Origin of the sequence: Paenibacillus peoriae KCTC 3763 (genome assembly GCF_000236805.1) — a bacterium.
Taxonomy (GTDB): domain Bacteria; phylum Bacillota; class Bacilli; order Paenibacillales; family Paenibacillaceae; genus Paenibacillus; species Paenibacillus peoriae.
Map to the genome: position 1 here is coordinate 65924 of NZ_AGFX01000016.1, position 23788 is coordinate 89711.

The following is a 23788-nucleotide window of genomic DNA, read 5'->3' on the forward strand; positions in this document are numbered from 1 at the left end:
TTTCCAGTGAATTTGTATAATTACAAAAAAATTATAGATTAGATTGTATCACCATACAAGTTAATTTAATTGACATATTGTCAATTACAGATGGACTTATCGGCTACATAAATGACGACAAAAAAGCTCTGATGATCCGGGATGTGGATCATCAGAGCTTTGTCCTTAAGACATTCAGGCGATGCCCTCTTTTTCATTCGAAGCACTAGACAGTTTCAACAGCGGGGTCTGCTCCGTTACATGCCCTTGAGGGAGAGGGAGGATTTCAGTATATTCGGAAGAATTCGTAATGATAACTGGTGTAATCGTAGGATAACCCTCTGCCTTGATTTGCTCAACATCAAACTCGAGCAGCAGATCTCCTGCTTTTACCTGATCGCCTTCTTTGATATGGGAGGTAAAATGTTTACCGTCCAGCTTGACCGTATCTACGCCAACGTGAACCAGAACTTCTGCACCATGGTGCGAAACAATCGCGAGCGCATGTTTTTTCTTGAACGCCACAGTAATGGTTCCATCGAACGGGGCTACAACTCTGCCCGTTGTCGGTTGGATCGCGATACCTTTACCCATAGCTTCCGAAGCAAATGCAGGATCGGGAACCTCCGACAGAGCGACCACAGTTCCTTCAATCGGGCTAAGAACCTCTTCATTAGAAACAGCAGCTGCAGGAGTGGATTCTTTAGTCGAATTGTCAGTGGTTTCCTCCTCTTCTACCGGATCTTCAAATCCTAGAATATAGGTCAAAATGGCCGAAACCAGAAATGATACCGTAATCCCTAAAATCAATCCCGGGAAGCCTTGTCCGCCAGGACCGTAAAAGATTGGCAAGGTCAGCAATCCAGGTGCGCCAGAGGCGAATGCCTGCGTTCCTGCTTGACCGATAATCGCACCACCGATAGCACCGCCGATAACACCGGCAATAAACGGACGTTTCAGCGGCAGCGTAACCCCATAGACGGCTGGCTCCGTGATGCCGAACAAAGCGGTAAGTGTAGCTGAGCCTGCCAGGGTTCTCAGCTTTTTATTTTTAGTCTTCAGCATGACACCAAATGCCGCACCGGTTTGAGCAAAGATGGAAGCCGAAGCAGAAGGCTTGATTCCGTCTCTACCGTTAACAGCAATGTTGTTAATAAACACAGGTATAAGGCCCCAGTGAACACCGAAAATAACGAGCATCTGCCAACAAGCACCGAGGATTGCTCCGGCCAGCAGCGGACTAAAGCTGAACGCAGCAACGAGTCCAGCAGCAATCCCGTTACCTACGTACACCCCGACGGGACCGAAGACCATCAAAGTCAGAGGAAGCATAATAACAAGTAAGATCAACGGTGTAACAAAGTTTTTGACACTCTCATGCAAGAATCGATTGCACACTTTTTCCAGCTTACACATGACGATGACAGCTAAAATGATCGGAATGACGGTAGACGAATAACTCATCATGACAATCGGAATCCCGAAGAAGTCCGTAGGTGTACCTTCCGTTTTCAATGTGACGATGGACGGGTAAAGCAACCCTCCGGCAATAGTCAGGGCAACAAAGATGTTGCCTCCAAATTTCCGGGCTGTTGTAACCGCTAACAGGAGGGGGAGGAAATAAAACAAGCTGTCAGCTGCAGCATACAAAATCATGTAGGTCGTTTCTTTCGGCTGCAGCCAGCCAAGGTTGCTGGCGATCAGCAGCAGACCTTTCAAAATACCGGACCCTGCCATCACTCCGAGCAGCGGTGCAAAAATACTGGAAACGACATCGATAACGGCGCCAAATCCCTTGTTGCCTTTAGCCGATTTGTCTTTTTGTCCAGTTTCGCTCAAAATGTTGGAAACTTGGCTGATTGCGTTATAAACCTCAGGCACTTTGTTGCCAACGACGACCTGGAACTGACCGCCACTCTGCTTGACCGTGATAATACCATCGGTTTTTTCCAGCTTTCCTTTGTCTGCCTTTGCCTCATCTTTTAGCACAAAACGCAGGCGGGTGGCACAGTGAACGAGCGATACCACATTTTCTTCTCCACCTACCAGATGCACGATATCTTTAGCCAGTTTTTCATAACTCATGTTAGACACCTCCATGTTCTAAGGGCATTTTACATATTTAGGCACACAAAAAACCTAAGCCTTGAAAAATAGTGGGCCATTGGTGTCCCGCGATTTTTCATGACTTAGGTTTTGCCTGCATAACCAGTAACAATCCCAGTTAAAACTTATTAAATTCCTGTTGTTCTCATAATACAATTAATCTTACATATTTGTCAACAAAAACATTTAACCCTATATTTTTGATTCATTTTCGTTGAAAGAATTCGACTTATCTATTCACCACACGTTCAATATGCACCGTCAGATACAACTTTTCTTCATTCGTCAATTCGTGATTGTATTCTTTTTTCACAAAAGCTCCAATTTTCTCGGTACAGGCGGCCGCTTCTCTGTGCTTTTCCTTAATCATATCGTACAAATGGTCATAGTTATTTTCATAGTGATTCCCCTTAAATACGCGCTGGGCGAAAAATTTCAAATGCGTAATAAAACGGAAATAACTCAGAGAATCCTCGTCAAAATCGACCTTAAAATGATATTTGGCGATATTGATAATCTGCTGGATAAACTTTGTAATACTCATGGTGGTAATGACTTCTTCGTTCATTTCAGCATTCACGATGTGAATCGCAATAAAAGCCGCTTCGTCTACAGGCAGTTCAATGCCGAGTCTTTGTTTGATTTGTTCCAGCGTTTTCAGACCAATTGCAAATTCTTCTTTGTATAGCTGCTTAACTTCCCACAATAACGCGTTTTTGATCTCTAATCCTTGCTGGTATCTTTCCACGGCGAAATTGATATGGTCGGTCAAAGAAACATAAATATTTTCGTTCAGCTTTCTGTTCAGATTATGCTTGGCGTCATTAATGATTTCTTCCACAATCACAATCAAATCAAGCGGAACTTCACGCAGCAGCATTTTGAAGTTATCGGACGTCTGCTTGTTTTTCAGAGCAAATACCTTCTGAATTCTGGTTTCGTCCACTTTGTCTCCAGGCTTTTTCTTAAATGCAATCCCCCGTCCCATCACCACAAGTTCCGTGCCGTCGGACTGGTAGACACTAATTACATTGTTGTTAATGACCTTTGCTATATTCATCTCGATCCCCCGTTCTATATGCCAGCAAGAGCCACACCTATTCCATCCTTTAATTGCAAACAGAAAAAAAACCAAAGCGCAGCAAATAAACAAGACCATAAAATCTGCTTATTCGTGGCTTAGGTTTTGCCTGCTACGCAGTAACAATCCTAAAAATGATGGAATTGCGTCAAGTATAGCCCGAAGAGGATTGATTGTCAACGCTTTCACCCAAGAAACGGAAACGGAAATCCCCGGAAATCCGGGGCATCCGATCCTGTTTACTTGTTGTACGATTATTCTCCCAGGTTCTCCCCGTCAGACTGAATCACATTTTTGTACCAGTGAAAGCTTTTCTTTTTAATCCGTTTCAGCGAGCCGTTGCCTTCGTTGTCACGATCTACATAAATATAGCCATAGCGTTTTTTCATCTCTCCCGAAGAAGCGCTAACGATGTCAATAGGTCCCCAGCTTGTGTAACCGATAATTTCGACCCCGTCTTGAAGAGCTTCGCCCATTTCGGCAATATGCCGCTTGAGATAGTCGATGCGGTAATCGTCGTTGACTTCTCCTTCTGGCGTAACCACGTCGTTGGCACCAAAACCGTTTTCCACTACGAACAAAGGCTTTTGGTAGCGATCATGCAATTGGTTGGCTGTAATGCGGAATCCTTTTGGATCAATCGTCCAGCCCCAATCGGACTTGTCCAGATACGGGTTGGATACAGAGCCAAACACATTGCCGCTGGTCATGTTCTTGACAACTTCCGGATCTGTGCTGGTCGTCCGGCTCGAATAGTAGCTGAACCCAATGTAATCAACAGTATGATTTTTCAGAATATCGGCGTCGCCAGGCTCCATCTCGATGTTCAAGCCGTGATCCTTGAAGAAGCGCTTCGCATAACCAGGATATTCGCCGCGTGACTGTACATCGATGAAGAAGTAGGATTCGCGATCTTTTTCCATCCCCTGATACACATCTTCAGGGTTGCACGTATACGGATAGAAGCTACCGGCAGCGAGCATACAACCAATCTGTACATCCGGAATAATTTCGTGGCCCGCTTTTACAGCCAGCGCGCTTGCAACAAGCTGATGATGTGCGGCCTGGTACTGAATTTGTTTAACATTTTCACCTTCCTGGAATACAAGCCCGGCGCCAAGAAACGGCAAATGGAGCAGCATGTTAATCTCGTTAAACGTCATCCAGTATTTCACTTTATCCTTGTAACGGGCGAATACTGTTTTGGCATAAGTTTCGAACAGATTTACCAGCTTCCGGCTCCGCCAGCCTCCATATTTTTCAACAAGGTCTACCGGAACATCAAAATGAGCGAGGGTCACCACCGGCTGGATGCCATGCTTATGCAATTCGTCGAATAGATCATCGTAAAATTGCAACCCGGCTTCATTCGGAGCATCTTCTCCAGTTGGAAAAATGCGAGCCCAGGCAATGGAAACACGCAGCGCCTTAAAGCCCATTTCTGCAAATAGCGCAATATCCTCCCGATATTGATGGTAAAAATCAATTGCTCCGTGCGAAGGATAGAATTCGCTTTCAAGCGGGGTGAGTGAAGGAACATTCCCCTTCATAATGCTCATTCTCTTCTCTCCTGTAGGCAGCAGGTCCACCAGGCTCAGTCCTTTACCGCCTTCCAAATAAGCGCCTTCGGCCTGATTGGCAGCAAGGGCACCGCCCCATAAAAAGTCTTTAGGAAAAATAAAACTGGACATAAACGTTCTCCTTCCAAGTGTGTAATAAAAGGGAGACCAAGAGGAATGGGTAATAAAAAAACCTAAACCAGCCTGAGTACACTTGTAGTGCAAACAAGCCAATTCAGGTTATGCCCTATCGGTAACATCCCATGAAAAGGTAATACGTATTTGAACAAAACTCTAACAAAGATTCGGGAGCCTGTCAAATTCATTTGATATGATAATTCGCAAATTCATCTTTACAGGAAGGTCCCTCCCTGTTCTTGAGTAGTAACGATGAATGAATTTCCGCTACTGGCGGAAAAGGCTTGGGTTTAGATCTCGGCTGTAAACCTTTACACTGAATCTGTAAGCTAAAGAGAAAAAAGCATGAGGTGAAAGAGATGGATGAGTATCAGGAAATCATAATGGGAATTATAACCAATGCAGGCGTTGCCAAGAGTAAAGCGATGGAAGCGATCGCGCTGGCTCAAAAAGGTCACACACAGCAGGCGGCAGAACGGCTTGAAGAAGGCAAAGCCGAGTTGGTGAAAGCGCATAAATTACAAACGAGGCTGATTCAACAGGAAGCGGGCGGAACCGTCCACGAAATCACACTGCTAATGGTGCATGCTCAAGATCACCTGATGTCGGCCATCACAACTAAAGATCTGGCTGGCCATATGATCGAGCTTTACGCCAGATTGAATCGCTATGAAGAAATCTCAAATCACACTTCAATCGGAGGGAACAATTAATGAAACAAATTACACTGGTATGTGCTGCTGGAATGTCTACAAGTATGTTGGTACAGAAAATGCAAAAGTCCGCCCAAGCGCAAAACCTTGAGGTTGAAATCAGAGCCACTTCCGAAGGTTCTTTTAAAGAATATGCTGACAAGACGGATGTGCTGCTGATTGGACCGCAGGTCGGCTATCTGGAGGACGATTTCAAGGCAAAATATGAACCTCAAGGCATGAAAGTAAGCGTTATCAACACGATGGATTACGGCATGATGAACGGTGAAAAGGTGCTGGGAGACGCGCTTAAGCTGTAAAGCTCAAGGTCAGATGTTCACTCATCTGCCAGAATGGAAGCGTTCTCTCATTGGTTTTATAAGCAGATGAAAGTCTAAAGCAGGAGTTGAATAACTATGGCCAACCAACAAAAATTCTCTCATAAGCTTCAAAAAGTAGCGGGCAAAATTCAGCAAAATCGTTACATGAGCGCAATTTCCAACGGGCTGATGTCCACCCTTCCTTTTCTGATTATCGGGGCATTTGCAACCCTCTTCTCTGCGCTTGCTTGGGAGCCTTACCAGAATCTCATTGCACCGGTGAAGGGTATAATCGGATTGGCATCGACGATGACCACCGGCATCATTGCTCTGTATGCAGTATTTTTTATAGCCTACAGACTGGCGCAAGCTTTTGACAAGGACCCCCTTGTTCCGGCGGCAACCGCCCTTCTCTCTTTTCTGATCGTCACACCGGTCCAGACCTTTGATAAAGTCCGGGCCCTGCCGCTTCAATGGCTCGGCGCACAGGGATTGTTCGTCGCCATGTTCGTCGGCTTGATTGCCGCACGGTTGTATATTTGGATTGTCGATCGCAATTGGACGATCAAAATGCCTGACGGGGTTCCGCCTACCGTTGTCAAAACCTTCTCCGGATTGATCCCGGCCGTCTTGGTAGCACTTGTGTTCGTCATCGTGGCCGGTCTGTTCATGCAGACTCCATTCGGTACGATTCACGATTTTATCTACACCTATCTCCAAGTACCACTGGAAGGATTGGGTGGATCGCTCGGTGCTTTGATTATTGCGCTGATCATTATGCAGGCTCTGTGGATGTTCGGGATTCACGGGGCAATTGTTACACTCGCTATCGTTAAACCGATCTGGATGAGCCTGGATCTGGCTAACCTTGATGCTTTCCAGGCAGGCACTCCGCTTCCGAACGTGATCGGGCTGGCTTTTTGGTACATCTATTGCAACTATGCACCGATGCTCGGCTTCGCCCTGCTGTTGGTTTTCCTGGCCAAGAGCAAACAGCTTCGCACCATCGGGAAGCTTGGTCTTCCGGGCACCTTTTTCTCGATTCACGAGCCAATGGTCTTCGGAATTCCAATCGTATTGAACCCGTTGCTGGCGATTCCGTTTGTCGTTACTCCTATCGTTTGTGCGGTACTTGGCTATATTGGCACCAACATCGGCTTGTTGCCGGCACCAATCGGGATTTATCCGGCTTTCGGCACCCCCATCTTTGCTCTGGGCTTCATCGAGGGCAGCTGGAGACTGGCCGCCGCACAACTGGTGCTAATTCCGATCAGTATGCTGATCTACTATCCGTTCTTTAGAGCGCTGGACAAACAGGCGCTGAATAAGGAGCGCGAAGCACAGGAGCAATTGGAACAACAGCAAGCGAGTGAAACCGCAGCAAGTCCTGTCATCTCATAATAGTAAAATAGTAAAATAGAAAAAAAAGCAGAAACGGCGGACGGCAAACGATCGCCGTTTCTGCCATTACAACCGTTAGGAGAGGAAACTTTTGATTAAACTGAGCATCGCTGAGAACAAACGTTATTTTATTCATGAAGGTACTCCCTTTTTTTATCTGGCCGATACGGTTTGGAGCGCGTTTACCAACATCACACTGGAGGAATGGGCCTATTATCTGGATTACCGGAAAAGCCAGGGATTCAATGTCCTGCAAATCAATGTGCTGCGCCAGTGGGATGCGAGCGGCAGCGATTTGAGCTACGAACCGTTCGCACGTGCCGAGGATGGCAGCTACGATTTCTTTACACTGAACGAAGAGTACTTTACCCGAGCTGAGACGATGATCGAAATGGCGGTAAACAGAGGCTTTGTTCCTGCGCTAGTCCTTTTGTGGTGTAATTATATCCCGGATACCTGGGCCGCCAAGCTTCGTGAGGAGAAAAAGATGCCGCTTGAGGCAGTGGAGCCTTATGTACGTTATGTTGCCGAGCGGTTCTCCAAATTCTACCCTATTTATATTATAAGCGGTGACACCGATTTTCCTTCCGAGTGTGCCAACCAATATTACCGGACCGCTCTTCATACCGTAAAGCAGCACAGCCCGCAGTGCCTGACCACGCTGCATATTCAAGGAAGATTAGCGGTACTGCCGGAGGAATTTATCAATGATCCCGATTTGGATTTTTACATGTATCAGTCGGGACATAATTCACAATTTCAGCCCACGGCTTATACGATCGCACTGGATTTCTATCATAAGTCTGTCACCCGGCCGGTACTTAACTCGGAGCCCTGTTATGAGCAGATGGGCTACAGTCGCAAAGTCTATGGCCGCTTCACCCGCGCCGATGTTCGCAAGGCAGCCTGGCAAAGTCTTCTGTCCGGAGCCTCTGCTGGCATAACCTATGGAGCCCACGGTATTTGGAGCTGGCATCGGAAAGGCAAAAAGTTCGGTGTAACGGGGGAGGGATTCGACAGTCCATATGATTGGCAGTCTGCTCTTAAATTTGAAGGAGCATGGGATTATGGATTGGCCCAATGGCTCTTCGGGATATACGGACTTACGGATATGCAGCCTTGGAACATTGTGCTTAAAAATACGGAAGAAATCCGTGCGGCTGTAACCGCCGATTCCACAAAGGTCGCCATCTATGTTCCGGTCAACACGGTGCTGAAGCTGGACGCCGATCTTAGTGAATATGATTTCACGGTCATTGACCTGGAGAATCGTCGTTTTGGCACAACTTCAGTCTCTGTGCAAGAGCAAATCACGATCATCGATATGCATGATTTCGAAGCGGATGTCCTACTCATCGGCATTAGAAAATAACCGATGAATGGCTCAAGGTAATCGGCTGCTCCCAAAAGCTGATGTCCGCAACCCGTTTACAATTACAGGTATAACAAAAGCCCAACCGGATAAGGTTGGGCTTTTCATAATGAAGGCGAAGCGTGAACGTGCAGAGTCACAAGGTAGCTGCTTATTATAAATAGCAAGGCGAACCGAAATGAAGAACGAACGTTCCCTTTTATACTCGCATACAGTAAAATGTTATTTAAAGGGAGGTGCAGGCTGAATATTACAGCAAGAATAATCCGATTCCTTTAAGCGGAAGATACTATTTGGCGTGGTGTACATGGCACAGCCGATATGGTGTTACTTACCTTACGCCCTCAAATAAGCCAGAAACGAATGGTCACTGCATGCCTGTCTACTGTAAATGAAACAAATAGTATTGATAATATGATAATCAAAGGGGAAATAAGGTATGAACAAATTTGGTTTATATACAAAATTCATCGCTCACGAAGGTCAACGTGACACTCTGGTTGAAATGCTGTTGGAAGCTGCAAATGATATGGAATCAGTTGAAGGTTGCGATCTATATGTCGTAAACATTCCTGAGAATGAGCCTAATAGCATTTGGGTAACGGAAATATGGAGTGATCCTTCAGCTCATCAAGCATCGTTGTCTTTAGACGAAGCCAAAGTACTTATCCAGAGAGCAAGGCCGCTCATTGCTGGTATAGAGCAAATTAAACTTCACCCGCAAGGCGGAAAAGGAATCTAGTTTTGTTAAACAAACAGACACGATAGCAATAAACCACCAAAAAACGTAATTACGTGTACAGTAACATAAAAGGGTTCCACATATTAGCCGTGCATAATATGTAGAACCCTTTATTTGATTTTCTTAAGTTTAGGTCTTGATCATTTTTAGTCTAAAACCATATATATATTATACTTCGCTTTTTGGCTGCCGAAGCAGATAGCTTCTCTAGGACTGCCTTCTACCGTACCCCACAAACTCGTCCACCGTCACAATCTGGCCGGGCCAATGTAATGCAGACGCCAGTTGACTTACAGGCGGAGCCTGAATATGACTTTCCTGCATCAGAGCAGGCTGCCAAAAGATTTCTTGGGCGGTGCTGTCCAAAATGACATGTCGGTTCGCCATGACAATAACCCGTTTGAAATGATTCGCCACATAAGCCATATCATGTGTAATCGTGATGACTGTTTTACCTTCCTGTGTAAGATAATCAATGATGCGAGTCAGTCGGTCCAATGAACGACGATCCTGCCCTGCGGTCGGCTCATCCAGAATAATGACCTTGCTCTGCATCGCGATAACCGCCGCAATGGTCACAAATTTACGCATCGAATAAGGAAGACTGTAAGGATGAAGAGTCGCATATTCCATCAGTTCTGTCAGTTCCAGCGCCATGGCGGTCATTCTCTTGGCCTCTGCAGCATCAACCTTGAGGTGTCGCGTGCTGAACGCAACCTCTTCGTAAATAGTCTCATGGAACAGCTGATCATCGGGATTTTGAAAAACGTATCCGACCTTCGAAGAAATTTGAGCGGTTGTGTGATCTTTCGTATCCCATCCATCGACGATGACCGTCCCTGATGACGGCTTCAAAAGTCCGTTCATCAGCTTAACGGCGGTTGTCTTCCCGGCTCCGTTTTGTCCAATAATGGCTACCTTTTCCCCTGCCTGGAAGGACATCGAGATTTGATCTACCGCTTTTGTACCATTCGGATAACGGAAAGAAACCTGATTCAAGGACAATAAAGCCATTATTCAGCTCCCCCTTTTTTCAGCTTCGAAAATACAAGCTCTGCTTGCTTACGGGTAATGGGTACCTGATTGACGAGCTCTTCCCCAAGCAGCTTCAGTCCCACCTCGGCATATTGGGGCAGTGAACCCCCGTGTTCCATTACTTTCGGATTGCTCAAGATCGACTGGGTGTCTCCCTGCATTACGACTTGTCCGTCTTCCATCACTATAATCTGATCTGCATATTCCGCAATCCATTCCATCTTATGTTCCACGAGAATGATGGTCTTGCCCCGCTGCTTCATAAGATCGATAATACGGAAGATTTCCTCGGTGCCCTGCGGATCAAGCTGAGATGTCGGTTCATCGATAATGAGCACCTCAGGGTCCATGACGATCACAGCGGCAAAAGCCACCCGCTGCTTCTGCCCGCCGGATAATTCCGTTGGATTGGACTCCGCTATCTTCTCCAGCTTCAGCAAGGCAATCACATCTTCAACTTTCTTGCGAATTTCGGCTGGTTCCATTCCTAAATTTTCTAACCCATAGGCAATTTCCTCGAACACCGTCTCCTTAGCTCCGCTAATCTGTGTAAAGGGATTCTGAAACAGGTAGCCGATCCGAGAGGCAATGTCCCCCAACTCGTATTCCAGCAGATTTTTCCCAAAAAGCTTCACTTCCCCTTCCAGCTCTCCATTATAGAAATGGGGAATAAAGCCTCTGAGCACGCTGCACAGCGTCGTTTTTCCTGCGCCGTTGGCACCGATGACCGCGTAAAAAACGCCTGCTTCAATGTTGAGCGTCACCTGCTTCAAGGATGTCCAATCGTTAATCGGGTATCTGTACGATACATTTTCCATAGATAACAGGCTCATCCGATAACCCCCTTCCAGATAATCAATACAAGCAGCAGTAGAAGCACGATCCGTACGATCGTATCCAGCAGCCCCTTGGGTAATACAGTCACATTCGTTTTTTTACGCTGGATCGTAAAAGCCCGCGATTCCAGTGTAATTACACGTTCCTGCGTATTTTCAAAAGACGAGATAATCAATGTACCAAGCACGGGGATGATGGCTTTGGCCCGGATCATCAGGCTTCCTTCCGTCTCCACCCCGCGCGAACGCTGAGCGTCCATAATAACATTCAGCTGTTGCCGCATCTGCGGAATGATTTGCAGAGTAGACATAATCACGTAAGTGACCTTTTTCGGCGTTCCCATTTTTTCCAGTGCAATAATCAGATCTTTCGTCTTGGTGATTTGGAAGAACAAGATAATCGAGGCTGTGATGGCAACGATCTTGGACGTCAACAGCAAACTGTAGCTCAAGCCTTCCTGTTTCAGACTGAGTATCCAGCCTGACCAGAGAACCGTATCACCCGGGTAGAAGAAGCCCTGAATAATAAAAATAAAGAGAACGATCAGCGTAACACCTTTAAAAAATAGACTGCAAAAGCCTTGGAAAACGCCAGCCAGCAATGCAATGACCATACATATCGGAAGAATGGCATATTGATAAGTATATCCCGGTACGATCAGAATGGAGATCAGTACAAAAAATACCCCCAACAGCTTGGTTGTCGGATAAAGCTCAAGAATGGACTTTTTCACTTCACCTGATCTCCCTTCCGGTTCATTTTTTTCGAACGCATATAAATGTCGCCGTAATGCATTTTAGATAGAAACTGTGGGGTCATTTTATATACAATCAAGGAGCTTGCCAGAATAGCCAGCACTTTATCAACAACACCCAACAGCAGTGTTTGCGAAAATACGGCGGTCCAGATCTGCTTGCCCGTTGCCAGCAATGTGGCCATAACGATATCACCACTTTGACCCGTCACTCCACCAAACAAAATGACTTGAATCGGACTGGACGTCGCCGAAGAGACGACGGCAATCAACAGGCCGGAAACGATGATTCTCCAGGGCTTCACCAGCATCCGATACTTGGACAGGTAACCAGCGGTCAATCCGATCGCCATCGATGTGATGGCAAAAGGAATCGACACCGGATTCAGCATCCCGTTCACGACGTTGCCAAGTCCGCCTGTAACCAATCCCACCCACGGTCCAGCTACCATAGCTACTATACATGTACCAATCACATCCAAATAAATCGGCATTTTCAAAATGGTCATAAGCTGATAAGCCACAACATTAATCGCAACCCCGATAGGAATCATCGTAATCGCCAGCAGTGTAAAATCTTTTTTCAGACCCCGCTTCATCGTTGTCCCTCTTTCTATCATTTATTTGGATGAATGTGGTAACTGACATAAGCCGTTCGGCTGCTGTCCATCGTTACGAATCCAACTTGACCGCTCATATAAGGATTCTCATTATCGGTATAATCCAGCAGAAGTTCTCCGTCTACAGAAATAGAAAAACGATTGCCAGCTGCAACGACCGAAACCCGGTATTCCGCACCGTGCCGCCAAATAAAAGGAGCCTCCTGCAAAGTACGCCAATTCGTACCTTCTTTTTTCATCAGAGCTAGATGGCCTTTCTTGAGCACCGCTGCATAACTTCGAGATGCCCCCTGAACCCGAAACAGTACCCCATGGGACGAGCCGATGACCGGACGAATCGCAGCTTCATACGTGTAATCTTTAAAATAATGGGCCCCTGTATAAGCTTCCGCAGATTCACCAGCACCGCTTCCCGTTAGAAGACCGTCCTCCAGCGTCCACAAGCCACGAAGATGAGTCAGCTGTCTGACCTCCTGACGTAATGTCGGCCATACCTCCAGCTTTTCGGAGACAAAAGAGATGTCGATCTCAGGCTCGCCCTGCAATTGAACATTATCAATATAAGCCGTTAATGACTTTGGTTGCCCAAAGATTTCAGCCAGCGGAATCCATTCCACGCCAACCTCCGACAACACGGCTCCCGGGATCGACGGAACCTTCCAGGTCAGCGTCGTCCATTTCTCAATGGGCAGTACGGTTCGCTCCCCGTATACCCGCGTTCCATCCTGAATGTTGTGTACATAAAGACGGGCGGCAACCTGCTCCTCATCTCCTTGCGAAATGTACACACTCATGGAAACGCTTTGTCCTGGATAAAATAGTGGTGTAAAGCTTGGGTCATAACGACTGTCATTAAAATCCTCTGGTGTGTAATACGTCTTGAGATAGGTCCGGTAGCTCTCCCCTCCTACTAACGAGCTTATAGACACTTGAAGAGAACGGTTTCCACTAAAAGCGACCCGATCCGTATTTTTACATACCATCGTCACAGGCAATCCTTGCGGATAATGATTACGGAAGGCATGCGTGGAGCCCGGAAGCTCAAAATCAAAATGTGCGTGTACCCCCGGCTTGTCCGGCAGCTCCTGTCCCAGAAAATACCGTTTGGAAACCGCAACCGTATGTTGTGCAACAGAGGCAATGTCCTGGATGTTTCGGGAGCCCACGACACTGGAAGCGCATACAAAGTCATTGATCGGTGCTGTCCATTGCACACCAATACCGGTTAATCCCGTCAAAATTCCCACGATGGCTCCGACATTGCCGACATTGCAATCTGTGTCCCATCCGCACATGTTTGTAATATTTATAGAATTGGAAAAATCGCCATCGCCATACAACAGCCCCAGCACTACAATGGCTGTATTCGGAATAATGTGGCATATGCCCGGATAACGATCATACCCGTAATGGCTTTGAATATAGCGGAAGCATACCCGCCAGTCCCGCGGATGTTCGTTATGAAAACGGATGATATCCTTGACAACCTCACTGTAGCTGCTGTCTTGAGGAATCGTTGTGAGTGCCCGCTGAATCACTTCTTTTACCGAGGAAGACTCAAACGCCGCAGCACAACAAGCTGCCACAAACCGCCCTCCATAAATCCCGTTCCAGTCATGGGAAACGGATGACATCTTCTCGGCCAGATCCGCTGCTGCGTCTGTATCACCCGGAGCCAGAAACCCCCAGATATCACTAAAAATTTGCCCGCCGATTTGCTCCGCCACCGCCTTCGTATTCTGCTCGAGCGAGCCCGATTGTGGAGCCGTCATTCCGTGCTTCAAATTAAGGTAAGCCGTATGCTCTGTGGATACACCATAGCCTCCCCACCAGAAAAAGCCGTGGCCGTCCGCAATGTAGTTCAACCATACCTTGCCCATATCTTCTGCGGTCACCTTTTGATGAAGAGGCAATTCCGCCAAAGCATGCATAAAAAAAAGCGGTCCATTAATGTCATCATCCGCTGCAAAGTTTTTAAAATCATATATATAATCCGTGATCTCTCCAAAAGCCCGTTCAATCCGTTCATACGTCCAGTTTTCAATATTCGCGCCATGACGCACGCCTATCACTTTACCAAGCCATCCCGCATACACGCGTTCTGCATAATCCGAACGGTAAGTAACCAACCGCAATCCCTCCTTGATTTTCAAAGTTTCATGTCATGCTACTGTGCAGTGGATGGTGCCTCCCACCGCCACGCAACTGCTTCGCTGGTGCAGCACCATTCCGCCTCTTCGTTTTTATATTCATTTATCGAGTTCGGCTGTCCTTATTATAAAGTAAGCGTTATTATTTTGACTTCTCATTAGCGTCCCCAACCTTCTCAAAATCCTCACTTAATCCGTACATTTCACGATATTCTTTCGGAGATGTACGGGTATTCGCCTGAAAAGCACGATAAAACGAAGCCATACTCTGGAATCCACAGTCAAAGCAAATATTCGAGATCAGATCATCGGTGGTGACCAGCCGCTTTTTCACCTCACTCAGCCGAAGCTGAGCAAGATAATCCCGCAGACTTTTGCCTGTGTATTCTCGAAATAAACGGGAGGTCCGGGCCGGTGACCAGCCTACTGACTGTGCTACATCTGTAAGCTGAATATCACTGCCAAAATGCCGGTGCACATATTCGAGCATCTGTCTCAGCTCCCGATACGAATGATTCATTCGTCTCCACTGCTCGCTTGAAATGGAGCTGATGTAATTTCGAAGCAGCATCACACTAATATCAATCAAAATACTGCGTGCCCTGGACAGATATCCTACATCCTGCTGTGACAGCTCTTCATAGATGGTCATCATTCGGGGCTGCAACTGACGGGCAAGGGCTGTCTCCGCTGGAATATGATTCTGAAATTTCTCAGACTGATAGCTATAGGGAAGCAGCAGCTTCTCATCTTCGAGGAGCAGTATGCTTGGGTCGAAATTAATGAAGATAAATGTACTGGGGTCGGCTTCATCAGACTGCGCGATGTGCAGTTCGGTCTGGTTCACGATAAAAATATCTCCCGGGCGCACGGCATAGCGTTTTTGCTCAAAGTAAAAAACGCCGCTGCCTGAAATGCAGCAGCCGACTTCCAGGCTGGTATGCGTATGGAATGGCTCCAGTATGGTTTCCGGTGTCCACTGGAACGCAACGATGGGAATATCGTGGGGATAATCAATGTGTAATTTCAAGTTAGCCACCCCTTTGGTTAAAGCTTAGGTACGGTTTATTTGCAAAAAAGCTTACTGGATGTCTGTATGCTATGTATCCATATAACCGTCATTTTACATTATAGTACACTAAACAAAGGTTATTAATCCCAAAATCCACGGTACATCACGGGTAAACTCCCGAATTATTGATGTATACATTATTGATATATATTCATCATACTAATAAAAACAAAAAACGAACCAAAAACACACCCATATGTTTATGAGTGTGTTTTTGATCCTTATGGAATAACCCGCAACAGATATGAGTTATAACATCGATATTGTTCCCCAATAATAAGTAATATTGGTTTTGGACAACGAATAGATTTATCAGTGAAATTTATAGGTGAGTCTCCTTTCTGGCTAGTTTGCTTAGACAACAAGCGTCAGCAACTTATCTTGTACCAAAACCGATGAGTTTGTTGTTTCAATAACATCCAAATAATCGCCGGTATTCGAGATTATAACTGGAGTGATCGGATTATATCCGGCTTCCTTAATCTTCTCAAGATCAAAATCAATCAATAGATCCCCTTTGTGGACCTGATCTCCTGCCTTAACCCGAGGGGTGAAATATTGCCCTTTTAATTGAACGGTGTTGATTCCAATGTGAATCAATATTTCCCCACCACTCTCAGACAAAATAATTACAGCATGACCCGACTTGAGGATTGTGCCAATCGTACCGTTCACTGGAGATACGGCTTGGCCAACACTCGGAATAATTGCAATCCCTTTCCCCATAGCACCTTCTGCAAAAGCAGGATCGGGAACTTCAGTCAAGGATTTCACATCTCCTGTTAATGGGCTAAGGAGTACCTCTTTCTTCAAGACTTTCGAAACACCTGTAAGGTTGACACTTGCTTCCGGTTGAACAGCCTTTACTTCTACTATAGGAGTTGCGTCACTTGGCTCAGTCACTGCAACAGCTTTTTTGTCTTGGTATCCGAAAAGAATCGTCAGAATCAAACCAATCCCCATAGCGGCGGCAATCCCTATTAAATAATACCCGACAGGTTCAAATGCACCGATTGAAAAAATATTTTGGAAGACAAATGCTGTAGCATACGTATGGAAACCGCCATTAATCGCCCCTCCGACAGCTCCGGCAATAATAACATATGGGATCGTGCGCTTGTAACGCAGCAATATCCCGTATACGGTCGGCTCAGAGACACCGGCTAACACCAGACTTAACGTAGAGGAACCAGCAATTGATTTCAAAGGCTTTTCTTTGGATTTAATGAAAACAGCCAGAGCCACCCCAGCCATCGCGAAGTTAGAGGCTGCCCACATCGCAAGGATTGGATCGGTTCCATTCGTAAGATTTGCCAGAACGATCGGAATAATGCCCCAATGAAGGCCAAAAACAACAAGGAAAAAGATTAACCCGCCGATAACAGCTCCTGTCAACAGCCCGCTTACTCCCATGAGATAATTAATGGCATCTGCTATCGCGTTTCCAACATATACTCCAAATGGGCCAAAGATCATAACAGTGAGCGGTACAATGATGACTAAGGACAATAACGGAACCAAAAACGTCTGCAGCTCTTTATAGATGATTTTCTTTAGATATTTCTCCACGTAAGAGAATATCCAAATAGCTACGAACACCGGAAAGACGGTTGACGAATAATCCATTAGGACTACAGGAATGCCTAGAAATGAAGAAGTATTTCCATTGGCCGATAGCCCCGTAAAATTCGGCTCCATTAATGCTGCACCGATAACTCCACCTACATAAGGATTGACGCCGAATTTGAACGCTGCAGAGACGCCCAGGAATATAGGCAGGAAATAGAAGACGGCATTTGCTGCTGCAGCCAGGATTAGGTAAGTTCCACTTTCTGCAGAGGTCCATCCAAAAGTTGTGAATAAGGTTAGGAAAGCTTTAAGTATCCCCGCCCCCGCCATAGCAGGCAACAGGGGAGATAAACTTCCAGAAATCACTGCAAAAATTCTGGACATGATCTTCTCCTTAGGTTTATCTCCATCCTCGGATGCAGTATTGCCCGCCCCTAGTTTGCTGGTTCTCATAATCTCTTGATATACGTGTGCAACGTCATTTCCGATAACCACTTGAAATTGACCGCCACTTTCTACGACAGTCAGCACTCCTTCTAAGCTTGTCAGCTTCTCTTTATCGGGTACATGATTGTCTTTTAAATTAAATCTCAACCGGGTTGCACAATGGACAAGATTCGTAACATTCTCCTCTCCCCCAATGTTCTGCACGATATCTTTGGCCAGTCTTTCGTACTTCATTTGTGCTCGCTCCTTTAGAACTCATTCTGGTTTATATGAAATAAAAAAAACCTGAATAGGTGATTAAGTACACTGAAAAACAGTACACTTATCACTTATCCAGGCTTTGCCCAACTAATGGTAACAACCCTGCTATTTATTGTAATAGGCTAATCTCTGCTGGTCACACGCCTAATATGGAGCATGAAATAGACCATTTCACCTTCGGTTGTCTCAACTTGATACTCTTCCCGTAAATATGCTCTTACCTTCTCACTGCAGGCAAAAGCTTCAGGATACTTGGCAACGACTTGTTCGTAGAGCTCATCATCCTCAGAAGGAATCGATTCATGACGCATGGTGCGATAAGAAAAATATTTTAAGTGAGTCAAAAAGCGGCTGTAATTTAACGAATTCTCATCTAGCTCAATCCCATAATGAAGTGTTACTATATTAAGAATTCCTTGAACCATCTGGGTAACCATCAAGGTCTGTTCCATTTCCTGACCATCCTGCTGACCATTCACAAAATGCATTGCAATAAAGCCAGCTTCATCCACAGGTAATTTAATTCCAGTTTCCTTTTCAATTAAGTGTAAAGCATGCATTGCCGTGTGATATTCTTTCGGATAGAACTTCTGTATCTCCCAGAGCAGTGCATTCTTGAGACTCAATCCCTGCGCAGAGCGCGTAATTGCATAACTAATATGATCTGTAAGAGCCAGGTAGATATTATTACTAAAGGAAGTGTGTAGATCCTTTACTGCATAACGGATAATTTGGTCTGTCAATTCTAGATGCTTTGGAGGAATCTCACTCAGTAATGTAGATAGCCGCTCAGATAATTCCTTAGTCTCCATCACGAAGGTCTTTTCAATTCTTGATGGATCTATATTTCCACCTGGATTTTTCTGATAGGCTAGTCCCTTTCCAATAACAATGATCTCGGATCGATTCGGCCCTTCAACCAGTGCAACATTATTGTTAAATACTTTTTTAATCCTCATGAGTTCGCCCACTTTATATTTTTTGCTAACAAAAAAAACCTAAACTAATCCTAAACTAAATATAATTTAGCACGGATTGGTTTAGGCTTTGCCTGCGATGCAGTAACAACCCTAATATTAATTGTAGATTTATTATATAAGATGGGGAGAACGTTTTCAACAAAAAAATAATCTCAAATCTGGATTTGGACACCTGTCGCTTAATTTCGGAATTGCATAGCTAAAATATCACCTGAACGAGGTTTAGCTGGCCCTGTAGCTAAGAATTTGTATAATAAATTTTTATTGAAGTCGAGCAAATAAAAAACAGGCTGTCCTTTTTCACCATAGAATAAGATGTGGGTTATATCATCAATTGAGACTAAAACAAGCTTATAATGGCTGTTTTTATAACAATAATCGAAAAAATTTATAACATCTAACAGGATAAAAGTACTTTTTCTATAAGATGCAGTGAGACAATATAATTAACTGGTATTCTCAACTGAATCCCCTTGCTTCATTTCTTATTAGGCAAAAAAATCCCCCAACACACGTATATAGAATAATAGTGTCGAGTTATAATTTCACAGGATTCCTCTTCTAAGCTACATTGTCAACTTGGAGATCTAAACTGCATCGAATACAGACCTATTCCAATATATACCTTGTTACTTATTCTTAGATTGTATAATAAAAAATATAATACATAAAATAAGAGCAATCACAGATAAATTTGCTGGCATTCTCGAGTAATCTTCAGCCTTATTTATGTAGTATATCAAGCTCACACCTGTCGTAATACATATGCCAATCAGAACATAAGACGATCGCAGAGCGCATTTAAAGCAGGTTCATGAGGATCGAAAAGCAAAGACCATACAAAGAGTGGATGAGTCGATTAGACGGCTTGTAAAAGCCAAAGAGGGCATCAATTTTAATAGTGTGGCAACTGATTCTGGCGTAAGCAAGGCAACGCTCTATAACAATCCTGAGATACGTGTGCGCATTGAATCGCTTCGTCAGCAGCAAGCTCAAGTGCCGACACCAAAACAAATCAAGCGAGAGATGGATGAAAACAATAAGGACGCCATCATTGCTTCGCTAAAACGTAAGATGAAGAAGCTCGAAGAAGAAAATAAAAAGTTGCGAGAACAACTTAAGTTTTCCTATGCGGAGGTATATCAAAAGATTTGAGGGAATGTCTGTTACCTTATTAAGCTCCCTCGAAATGATTAAGTTTTCTCACTCAAACCTAGAATCTTGTACGCAAAAAACTCTTGTCCACGATATGGGCGGCAAGAGTTTTTGCTTTTGGCAGTTGCGAGTTACCAGGCATAAACGCCCTTCTCATCCAAGAATTCGCCGTTATGACGTTTGCCATCTGTCGCATAACCCACTATAATCGCAGCGGCGGCTTCTTTCGATTTACCGCCTGCGGCATTTCCATTAAGATCTGTTGAGGTGAATCCAGGCGTTACCGCGAATACTTGAGCGCTACTGTTTTTGACTTCATAAGCCATTGAAAGTGTCATGGCATTGTTGGCCGTTTTAGATGAGTTATAATCGAATGCGTTTAAAGTAAATTCAGCATTTTGCATATGGTCCAGAGAAGCCATGTCGGTCGATACATTGACGATTGTACCTTCGTTATCTTTGATTAACGGGAACAAGCGCTGGTTCAAACGGAAGGTCCCGAAAAAGTTAACTTCGAAGGCATTCCGCAGATCTTCCTCTTTGGTATCCGTAAAAGAACGGGAGAAAGCGCCAGGCATACCAGCGTTATTGATCAGAAGCTTCAAGTCCGGATAATTCTTGTTGATCGTATCGGCTGCCTGTTCGATGGTTTTCAATTCACCCATGTCGATTTGTACAAATTCTACGTCTAACCCCTTGGAAGTTAACTCGGAAACGGCTGCTTCACCCCGTTCGGTACTGCGTGCGCCAAGGATGACTTTCCAGCCTGCTTCACCTAACTGCTTAACGATTTCAATTCCGATTCCTTTATTTGCTCCGGTTACAAAGGCGGTCTTTTTCATGCGAATCCTTCTTTCCCTAATTTGATTTTTCTTTAACGATTTATAAGTTACTATGCTACACTAAGTGTAGGTCAACAATTAATTTTTTATAAAAGAGGGTAAGTATGTTAACGATTGGAGAAGTGGCGAAGGAAGTCGGGATCAATATTGGAGCGATCCGCTTTTACGAAAGAAAGGGACTGTTAAAACCTGCTGCCCGAAGCGAGCAGAATAACCGTCTTTATACGGATGATGATCTGAGTTGGCTGGTTTTTATCAAATGTCTACGCGAAACCGGGATGAGTGTGGAGGACATCAAAAAGTATTATGATAAGGTGAACGAAGGAACCTCAACCCTGCCGGAGAGAATCAAACTAATTGAAGATCAAAAGCAAAAGCTGCTGAAAGATATTGAGGAGAAGGAAGCGCAGCTCGTTCATTTGGAAGAAAAACTGAAGCGCTATTATCGCGGGGAAAATTATTAATATAAGCTGGGTCATATAGACTAAATTTTGAATCTCATGTAAGAGCAAACACCCTAATGATGTTATCCGCATAGGAATGCCGAAACGTTATCTTCCGAAACCCATCCGTTCGCCGCCGTCAGCGTTGCATCGATTTCTTCGTCCGTATGCGCAGTGGGCAGGAACCATGGATAGGCGATTGAAAAGATGCTGTCACTCAGTCGATTCACCGCGGCGTTCACGACTCGAACGGGATTTTCGGATGTCTTCTTCCTCCAAGTCCATTGGTAAGTTTTTGTTGTTTTCGTATGAAAAATATGCCAGTGATTGTAATCGAAATCAATATCTGATTATGGTTCATTGACGTAATCTGCCCGTTCGTATAGCTAAATGAATGAAGCATCGTCAATCTAATACTTTATTTTTCAGTCTACGACTTTATTTGCCTAGTCTATCACCCCGATGAATTGTGCATACATCGGGACTATTTTCATTAACCGAAACCTTGCTTTTCAAAGAGTTCCGGTCCTTTTCTGCATTTAGTGCCGCCTTCATATAATTATTAGGTGATACGAAGGAGATGATTTTAATATTTCCGAAACATGATTTCGACCGCATCGGATGCGTTTTCCCGACTCTTACCTCTCACCTGTATGTTATCGTCCAACATTAACGATCTTCTTGATCCATGCTGGCTCACTCGTCGCCGCCCGCACAAGGCAGTCGGCACAGTCTGCAAAGGGCAGCGGCCGGAGTGGAGAGATGCGAGCCGATGGACCTGCTGTATAGTTCAGATTGCCATCCGCGTATTTAAGCACTGACGCTCGTACAATTACCCAATCCAAATCACTCCGTATTACTGCATGCTCGGCAATCGCCTTATCCTCGATCGCCTTCCAATAGATTCGGCGCATCAAGCCTACTGCCCACCGATTGACTGCAGAAAGTTCTTTTCCGTCGCTCAAATTAATGCCACTCTGCATGACTAGGCGCTTAACGCCAGCTCGCTGACAGGCCGCAAGTATATTCGGGATTCCCTCCGACATGACGGTGCCCGGTGAGAGGTTTGCCGTCATAACATTCTTTGCTGCCCTGATATTCAGAAAACCCTTCTTGGCACTATCCGGCGAGAAGTTACTTGGCGGGCCTATGCAGCTGATTACGGCTTCAGTACCGGCTATGGCTTTTTCCATGCTCGAGGCATCGAATACGTCCCCCTTCCGGGTTCGGATAGCTCGTCCCATTTGGGTAATGGGTCTTGAAGTCACATTTATCCCAAAAACGTTATTGTCCGTTACTACATTGAAAAAGAAGCCAATCGTTATGACCAGCCATCACATCCACTTCTCAGCATGTTTTTTAATTAATGAAATCATACTTTTCATTGATGGTGAAAGCCATTTATCTTTATGGTATGCCAGGTACGTAGACACTGCAGTAAGATCATATTCGACCTCTTCCCCGAGTAGTTTATGGTTCTCCAATTCCTCTTGTACCGAAAAATAAGGGACCATAGAAATTCCTAAACCACTCCTGACACATTGTTTAATCGCTTCGATGTTCTGAAACTCCAGACTTTCTTTAACTTTCATCTTCTTGTAATGGAGATAATCATTAAAAACAGCCTTATAACTGCAACTACGTTCGGTATAAAGTACAGCCCCCAGTTCCAGATTCATTTCAAGAGGCGGGCTGATGATCACCATTTTTTCTCTCACCAGCTGTTCACAGTGGAGTTCAGGCATTTTCCATCCATCACTTTCTAATACCAATGCAATATCGATTTCTCCTGTTTGAAGATTGGCCATAATGTCGTGGAAATCAATTGACTTGAGGGATAAATTCACATTTCGATATACGTTTTTATACTCGACAAGAAGAGATGGGACGCGATGAATCATAAGTGATTCCGATACACCTAGCGTAAGGTCACCAGTAGGTTCGTTGTCTGTCGTTAAAGCTTGATCATATAATTCAATGATTTTTAAAGCGTAAGGAAGAAACTGCTCTCCGTAATGGGTTAGCACGACTTTTTTACCCAAACGATCAAAAATAGGTTTTCCGACCTCAGCTTCCAACTCCTTGATATGTGCAGTGACGGAGGACTGGGCGTAACCTAGATGCTCAGCAGCTTTTTTAAATCCGCCTTTTTCAACAATAGTCTTCAGGGTTATGAGATGACGAAGCTCCACGGTTTCACACCTTTGTGTTTAAATTTATTACATGTACGACA

21 protein-coding genes and 1 pseudogene are annotated in these 23788 nt (G+C 44.9%); 7 read left to right on the top strand and 15 right to left on the bottom strand.

What is annotated here, in order from left to right:
- Positions 1–174: 174 nt before the first annotated feature.
- From KQI_RS0110360 to KQI_RS0110370, 3 genes are all read right to left on the bottom strand, one after another.
- Positions 175–2064 (bottom strand): beta-glucoside-specific PTS transporter subunit IIABC, encoded by a 1890-nt coding sequence (locus KQI_RS0110360; protein ID WP_010346711.1) that lies wholly within the window; start codon positions 2062–2064, stop codon positions 175–177.
- Between the two features lie 250 nt (positions 2065–2314).
- Positions 2315–3145 carry a BglG family transcription antiterminator LicT gene (gene licT / locus KQI_RS0110365; protein ID WP_010346712.1) on the bottom strand — a complete coding sequence of 277 codons (831 nt, stop codon included), beginning with the start codon at positions 3143–3145 and terminating at the stop codon, positions 2315–2317.
- A 275-nt stretch (positions 3146–3420) separates the two neighbouring features.
- Positions 3421–4857 carry a 6-phospho-beta-glucosidase gene (locus tag KQI_RS0110370; RefSeq protein WP_010346714.1) on the bottom strand — a complete coding sequence of 479 codons (1437 nt, stop codon included), beginning with the start codon at positions 4855–4857 and terminating at the stop codon, positions 3421–3423.
- Positions 4858–5222: 365 nt separating this feature from the next.
- Between KQI_RS0110370 and KQI_RS0110375 the strand changes: the two genes are divergently transcribed.
- From KQI_RS0110375 to KQI_RS0110395, 5 genes are all read left to right on the top strand, one after another.
- Positions 5223–5576 (top strand): PTS sugar transporter subunit IIA, encoded by a 354-nt coding sequence (locus tag KQI_RS0110375; protein ID WP_010346715.1) that lies wholly within the window; start codon positions 5223–5225, stop codon positions 5574–5576.
- Positions 5576–5875 (top strand): PTS sugar transporter subunit IIB, encoded by a 300-nt coding sequence (locus KQI_RS0110380; protein WP_010346485.1) that lies wholly within the window; start codon positions 5576–5578, stop codon positions 5873–5875. The genes KQI_RS0110375 and KQI_RS0110380 overlap by 1 nt, the downstream gene beginning before the upstream one ends.
- Positions 5876–5971: 96 nt before the next feature.
- Positions 5972–7276, top strand: coding sequence for a PTS sugar transporter subunit IIC (locus KQI_RS0110385; RefSeq protein ID WP_010346716.1), 1305 nt, complete (start codon positions 5972–5974; stop codon positions 7274–7276).
- 91 nt (positions 7277–7367) lie between these two features.
- The gene (locus tag KQI_RS0110390) at positions 7368–8648 is read left to right on the top strand and encodes a glycoside hydrolase family 140 protein (RefSeq protein ID WP_010346717.1); all 1281 of its coding nucleotides are present in this window, start codon (positions 7368–7370) and stop codon (positions 8646–8648) included.
- A gap of 439 nt (positions 8649–9087) precedes the next feature.
- Positions 9088–9390, top strand: coding sequence for a putative quinol monooxygenase (locus tag KQI_RS0110395; RefSeq protein WP_010346718.1), 303 nt, complete (start codon positions 9088–9090; stop codon positions 9388–9390).
- A gap of 207 nt (positions 9391–9597) precedes the next feature.
- Here the strand turns inward: KQI_RS0110395 and KQI_RS0110400 are convergent, their stop codons facing one another.
- The 8 genes from KQI_RS0110400 to licT (KQI_RS0110435) form a co-directional block, all read right to left on the bottom strand.
- The gene (locus tag KQI_RS0110400; RefSeq protein ID WP_010346719.1) at positions 9598–10404 is read right to left on the bottom strand and encodes an energy-coupling factor ABC transporter ATP-binding protein; all 807 of its coding nucleotides are present in this window, start codon (positions 10402–10404) and stop codon (positions 9598–9600) included.
- Positions 10404–11258: an energy-coupling factor ABC transporter ATP-binding protein gene (locus KQI_RS0110405; RefSeq protein WP_010346720.1), complete on the bottom strand. Its 855-nt coding sequence runs from the start codon at positions 11256–11258 to the stop codon at positions 10404–10406. Before KQI_RS0110405 ends, KQI_RS0110400 begins: the two co-directional genes overlap by 1 nt.
- Entirely contained in the window at positions 11255–11995 is a 741-nt protein-coding gene (locus tag KQI_RS0110410; RefSeq protein ID WP_010346721.1) for an energy-coupling factor transporter transmembrane component T, read from the bottom strand. The genes KQI_RS0110405 and KQI_RS0110410 overlap by 4 nt, the downstream gene beginning before the upstream one ends.
- Complete coding sequence (locus tag KQI_RS0110415) at positions 11992–12615, bottom strand: ECF transporter S component (RefSeq protein WP_007432050.1); 624 nt, start codon at positions 12613–12615, stop codon at positions 11992–11994. Before KQI_RS0110415 ends, KQI_RS0110410 begins: the two co-directional genes overlap by 4 nt.
- Positions 12616–12632: 17 nt before the next feature.
- Positions 12633–14765, bottom strand: coding sequence for an ADP-ribosylglycohydrolase family protein (locus KQI_RS0110420; protein ID WP_010346723.1), 2133 nt, complete (start codon positions 14763–14765; stop codon positions 12633–12635).
- 163 nt (positions 14766–14928) lie between these two features.
- Positions 14929–15816, bottom strand: coding sequence for a helix-turn-helix domain-containing protein (locus KQI_RS0110425; RefSeq protein WP_010346724.1), 888 nt, complete (start codon positions 15814–15816; stop codon positions 14929–14931).
- 396 nt (positions 15817–16212) lie between these two features.
- On the bottom strand, positions 16213–18108 hold the full coding sequence (locus KQI_RS0110430; protein ID WP_010346725.1) for a beta-glucoside-specific PTS transporter subunit IIABC: 1896 nt from the start codon (positions 18106–18108) through the stop codon (positions 16213–16215).
- Positions 18109–18257: 149 nt separating this feature from the next.
- Entirely contained in the window at positions 18258–19094 is an 837-nt protein-coding gene (licT, locus tag KQI_RS0110435) for a BglG family transcription antiterminator LicT (RefSeq protein WP_010346726.1), read from the bottom strand.
- An 807-nt stretch (positions 19095–19901) separates the two neighbouring features.
- On the opposite strand from licT (KQI_RS0110435), the pseudogene KQI_RS26770 reads away from it, so the two are divergent.
- Positions 19902–20270 (top strand): annotated as a pseudogene (locus KQI_RS26770) (DUF6262 family protein); the annotation flags it as partial.
- A gap of 131 nt (positions 20271–20401) precedes the next feature.
- Here KQI_RS26770 and KQI_RS0110445 read toward each other — a convergent pair.
- Entirely contained in the window at positions 20402–21112 is a 711-nt protein-coding gene (locus tag KQI_RS0110445; RefSeq protein ID WP_010346728.1) for an SDR family NAD(P)-dependent oxidoreductase, read from the bottom strand.
- A 104-nt stretch (positions 21113–21216) separates the two neighbouring features.
- Between KQI_RS0110445 and KQI_RS0110450 the strand changes: the two genes are divergently transcribed.
- Positions 21217–21576 carry a MerR family transcriptional regulator gene (locus KQI_RS0110450; protein ID WP_010346729.1) on the top strand — a complete coding sequence of 120 codons (360 nt, stop codon included), beginning with the start codon at positions 21217–21219 and terminating at the stop codon, positions 21574–21576.
- A gap of 62 nt (positions 21577–21638) precedes the next feature.
- Here the strand turns inward: KQI_RS0110450 and KQI_RS28795 are convergent, their stop codons facing one another.
- From KQI_RS28795 to KQI_RS0110460, 3 genes are all read right to left on the bottom strand, one after another.
- Entirely contained in the window at positions 21639–21785 is a 147-nt protein-coding gene (locus KQI_RS28795) for a hypothetical protein (RefSeq protein ID WP_010346730.1), read from the bottom strand.
- A gap of 426 nt (positions 21786–22211) precedes the next feature.
- Positions 22212–22799: an NAD(P)-dependent oxidoreductase gene (locus KQI_RS26775; protein WP_080572130.1), complete on the bottom strand. Its 588-nt coding sequence runs from the start codon at positions 22797–22799 to the stop codon at positions 22212–22214.
- 90 nt (positions 22800–22889) lie between these two features.
- A complete protein-coding gene (locus KQI_RS0110460) occupies positions 22890–23747 on the bottom strand; it encodes a LysR family transcriptional regulator (RefSeq protein WP_010346732.1) in 858 nt (285 codons plus the stop codon).
- Between the last annotated feature and the right edge of the window lie 41 nt (positions 23748–23788).

Excerpts from the sequence above, each read along its gene's own strand:
- KQI_RS0110360 (WP_010346711.1), bottom strand. The coding sequence starts at position 2,064 with ATGAGTTATGAAAAACTGGCTAAAGATATCGTGCATCTGGTAGGTGGA.
- licT (WP_010346712.1), bottom strand. The coding sequence starts at position 3,145 with ATGAATATAGCAAAGGTCATTAACAACAATGTAATTAGTGTCTACCAG.
- KQI_RS0110370 (WP_010346714.1), bottom strand. The coding sequence starts at position 4,857 with ATGTCCAGTTTTATTTTTCCTAAAGACTTTTTATGGGGCGGTGCCCTT.
- KQI_RS0110375 (WP_010346715.1), top strand. The coding sequence starts at position 5,223 with ATGGATGAGTATCAGGAAATCATAATGGGAATTATAACCAATGCAGGC.
- KQI_RS0110380 (WP_010346485.1), top strand. The coding sequence starts at position 5,576 with ATGAAACAAATTACACTGGTATGTGCTGCTGGAATGTCTACAAGTATG.
- KQI_RS0110385 (WP_010346716.1), top strand. The coding sequence starts at position 5,972 with ATGGCCAACCAACAAAAATTCTCTCATAAGCTTCAAAAAGTAGCGGGC.
- KQI_RS0110395 (WP_010346718.1), top strand. The coding sequence starts at position 9,088 with ATGAACAAATTTGGTTTATATACAAAATTCATCGCTCACGAAGGTCAA.
- KQI_RS0110400 (WP_010346719.1), bottom strand. The coding sequence starts at position 10,404 with ATGGCTTTATTGTCCTTGAATCAGGTTTCTTTCCGTTATCCGAATGGT.
- KQI_RS0110405 (WP_010346720.1), bottom strand. The coding sequence starts at position 11,258 with ATGAGCCTGTTATCTATGGAAAATGTATCGTACAGATACCCGATTAAC.
- KQI_RS0110415 (WP_007432050.1), bottom strand. The coding sequence starts at position 12,615 with ATGAAGCGGGGTCTGAAAAAAGATTTTACACTGCTGGCGATTACGATG.
- KQI_RS0110430 (WP_010346725.1), bottom strand. The coding sequence starts at position 18,108 with ATGAAGTACGAAAGACTGGCCAAAGATATCGTGCAGAACATTGGGGGA.
- licT (WP_010346726.1), bottom strand. The coding sequence starts at position 19,094 with ATGAGGATTAAAAAAGTATTTAACAATAATGTTGCACTGGTTGAAGGG.
- KQI_RS0110445 (WP_010346728.1), bottom strand. The coding sequence starts at position 21,112 with ATGAAAAAGACCGCCTTTGTAACCGGAGCAAATAAAGGAATCGGAATT.
- KQI_RS0110450 (WP_010346729.1), top strand. The coding sequence starts at position 21,217 with ATGTTAACGATTGGAGAAGTGGCGAAGGAAGTCGGGATCAATATTGGA.
- KQI_RS26775 (WP_080572130.1), bottom strand. The coding sequence starts at position 22,799 with ATGGGACGAGCTATCCGAACCCGGAAGGGGGACGTATTCGATGCCTCG.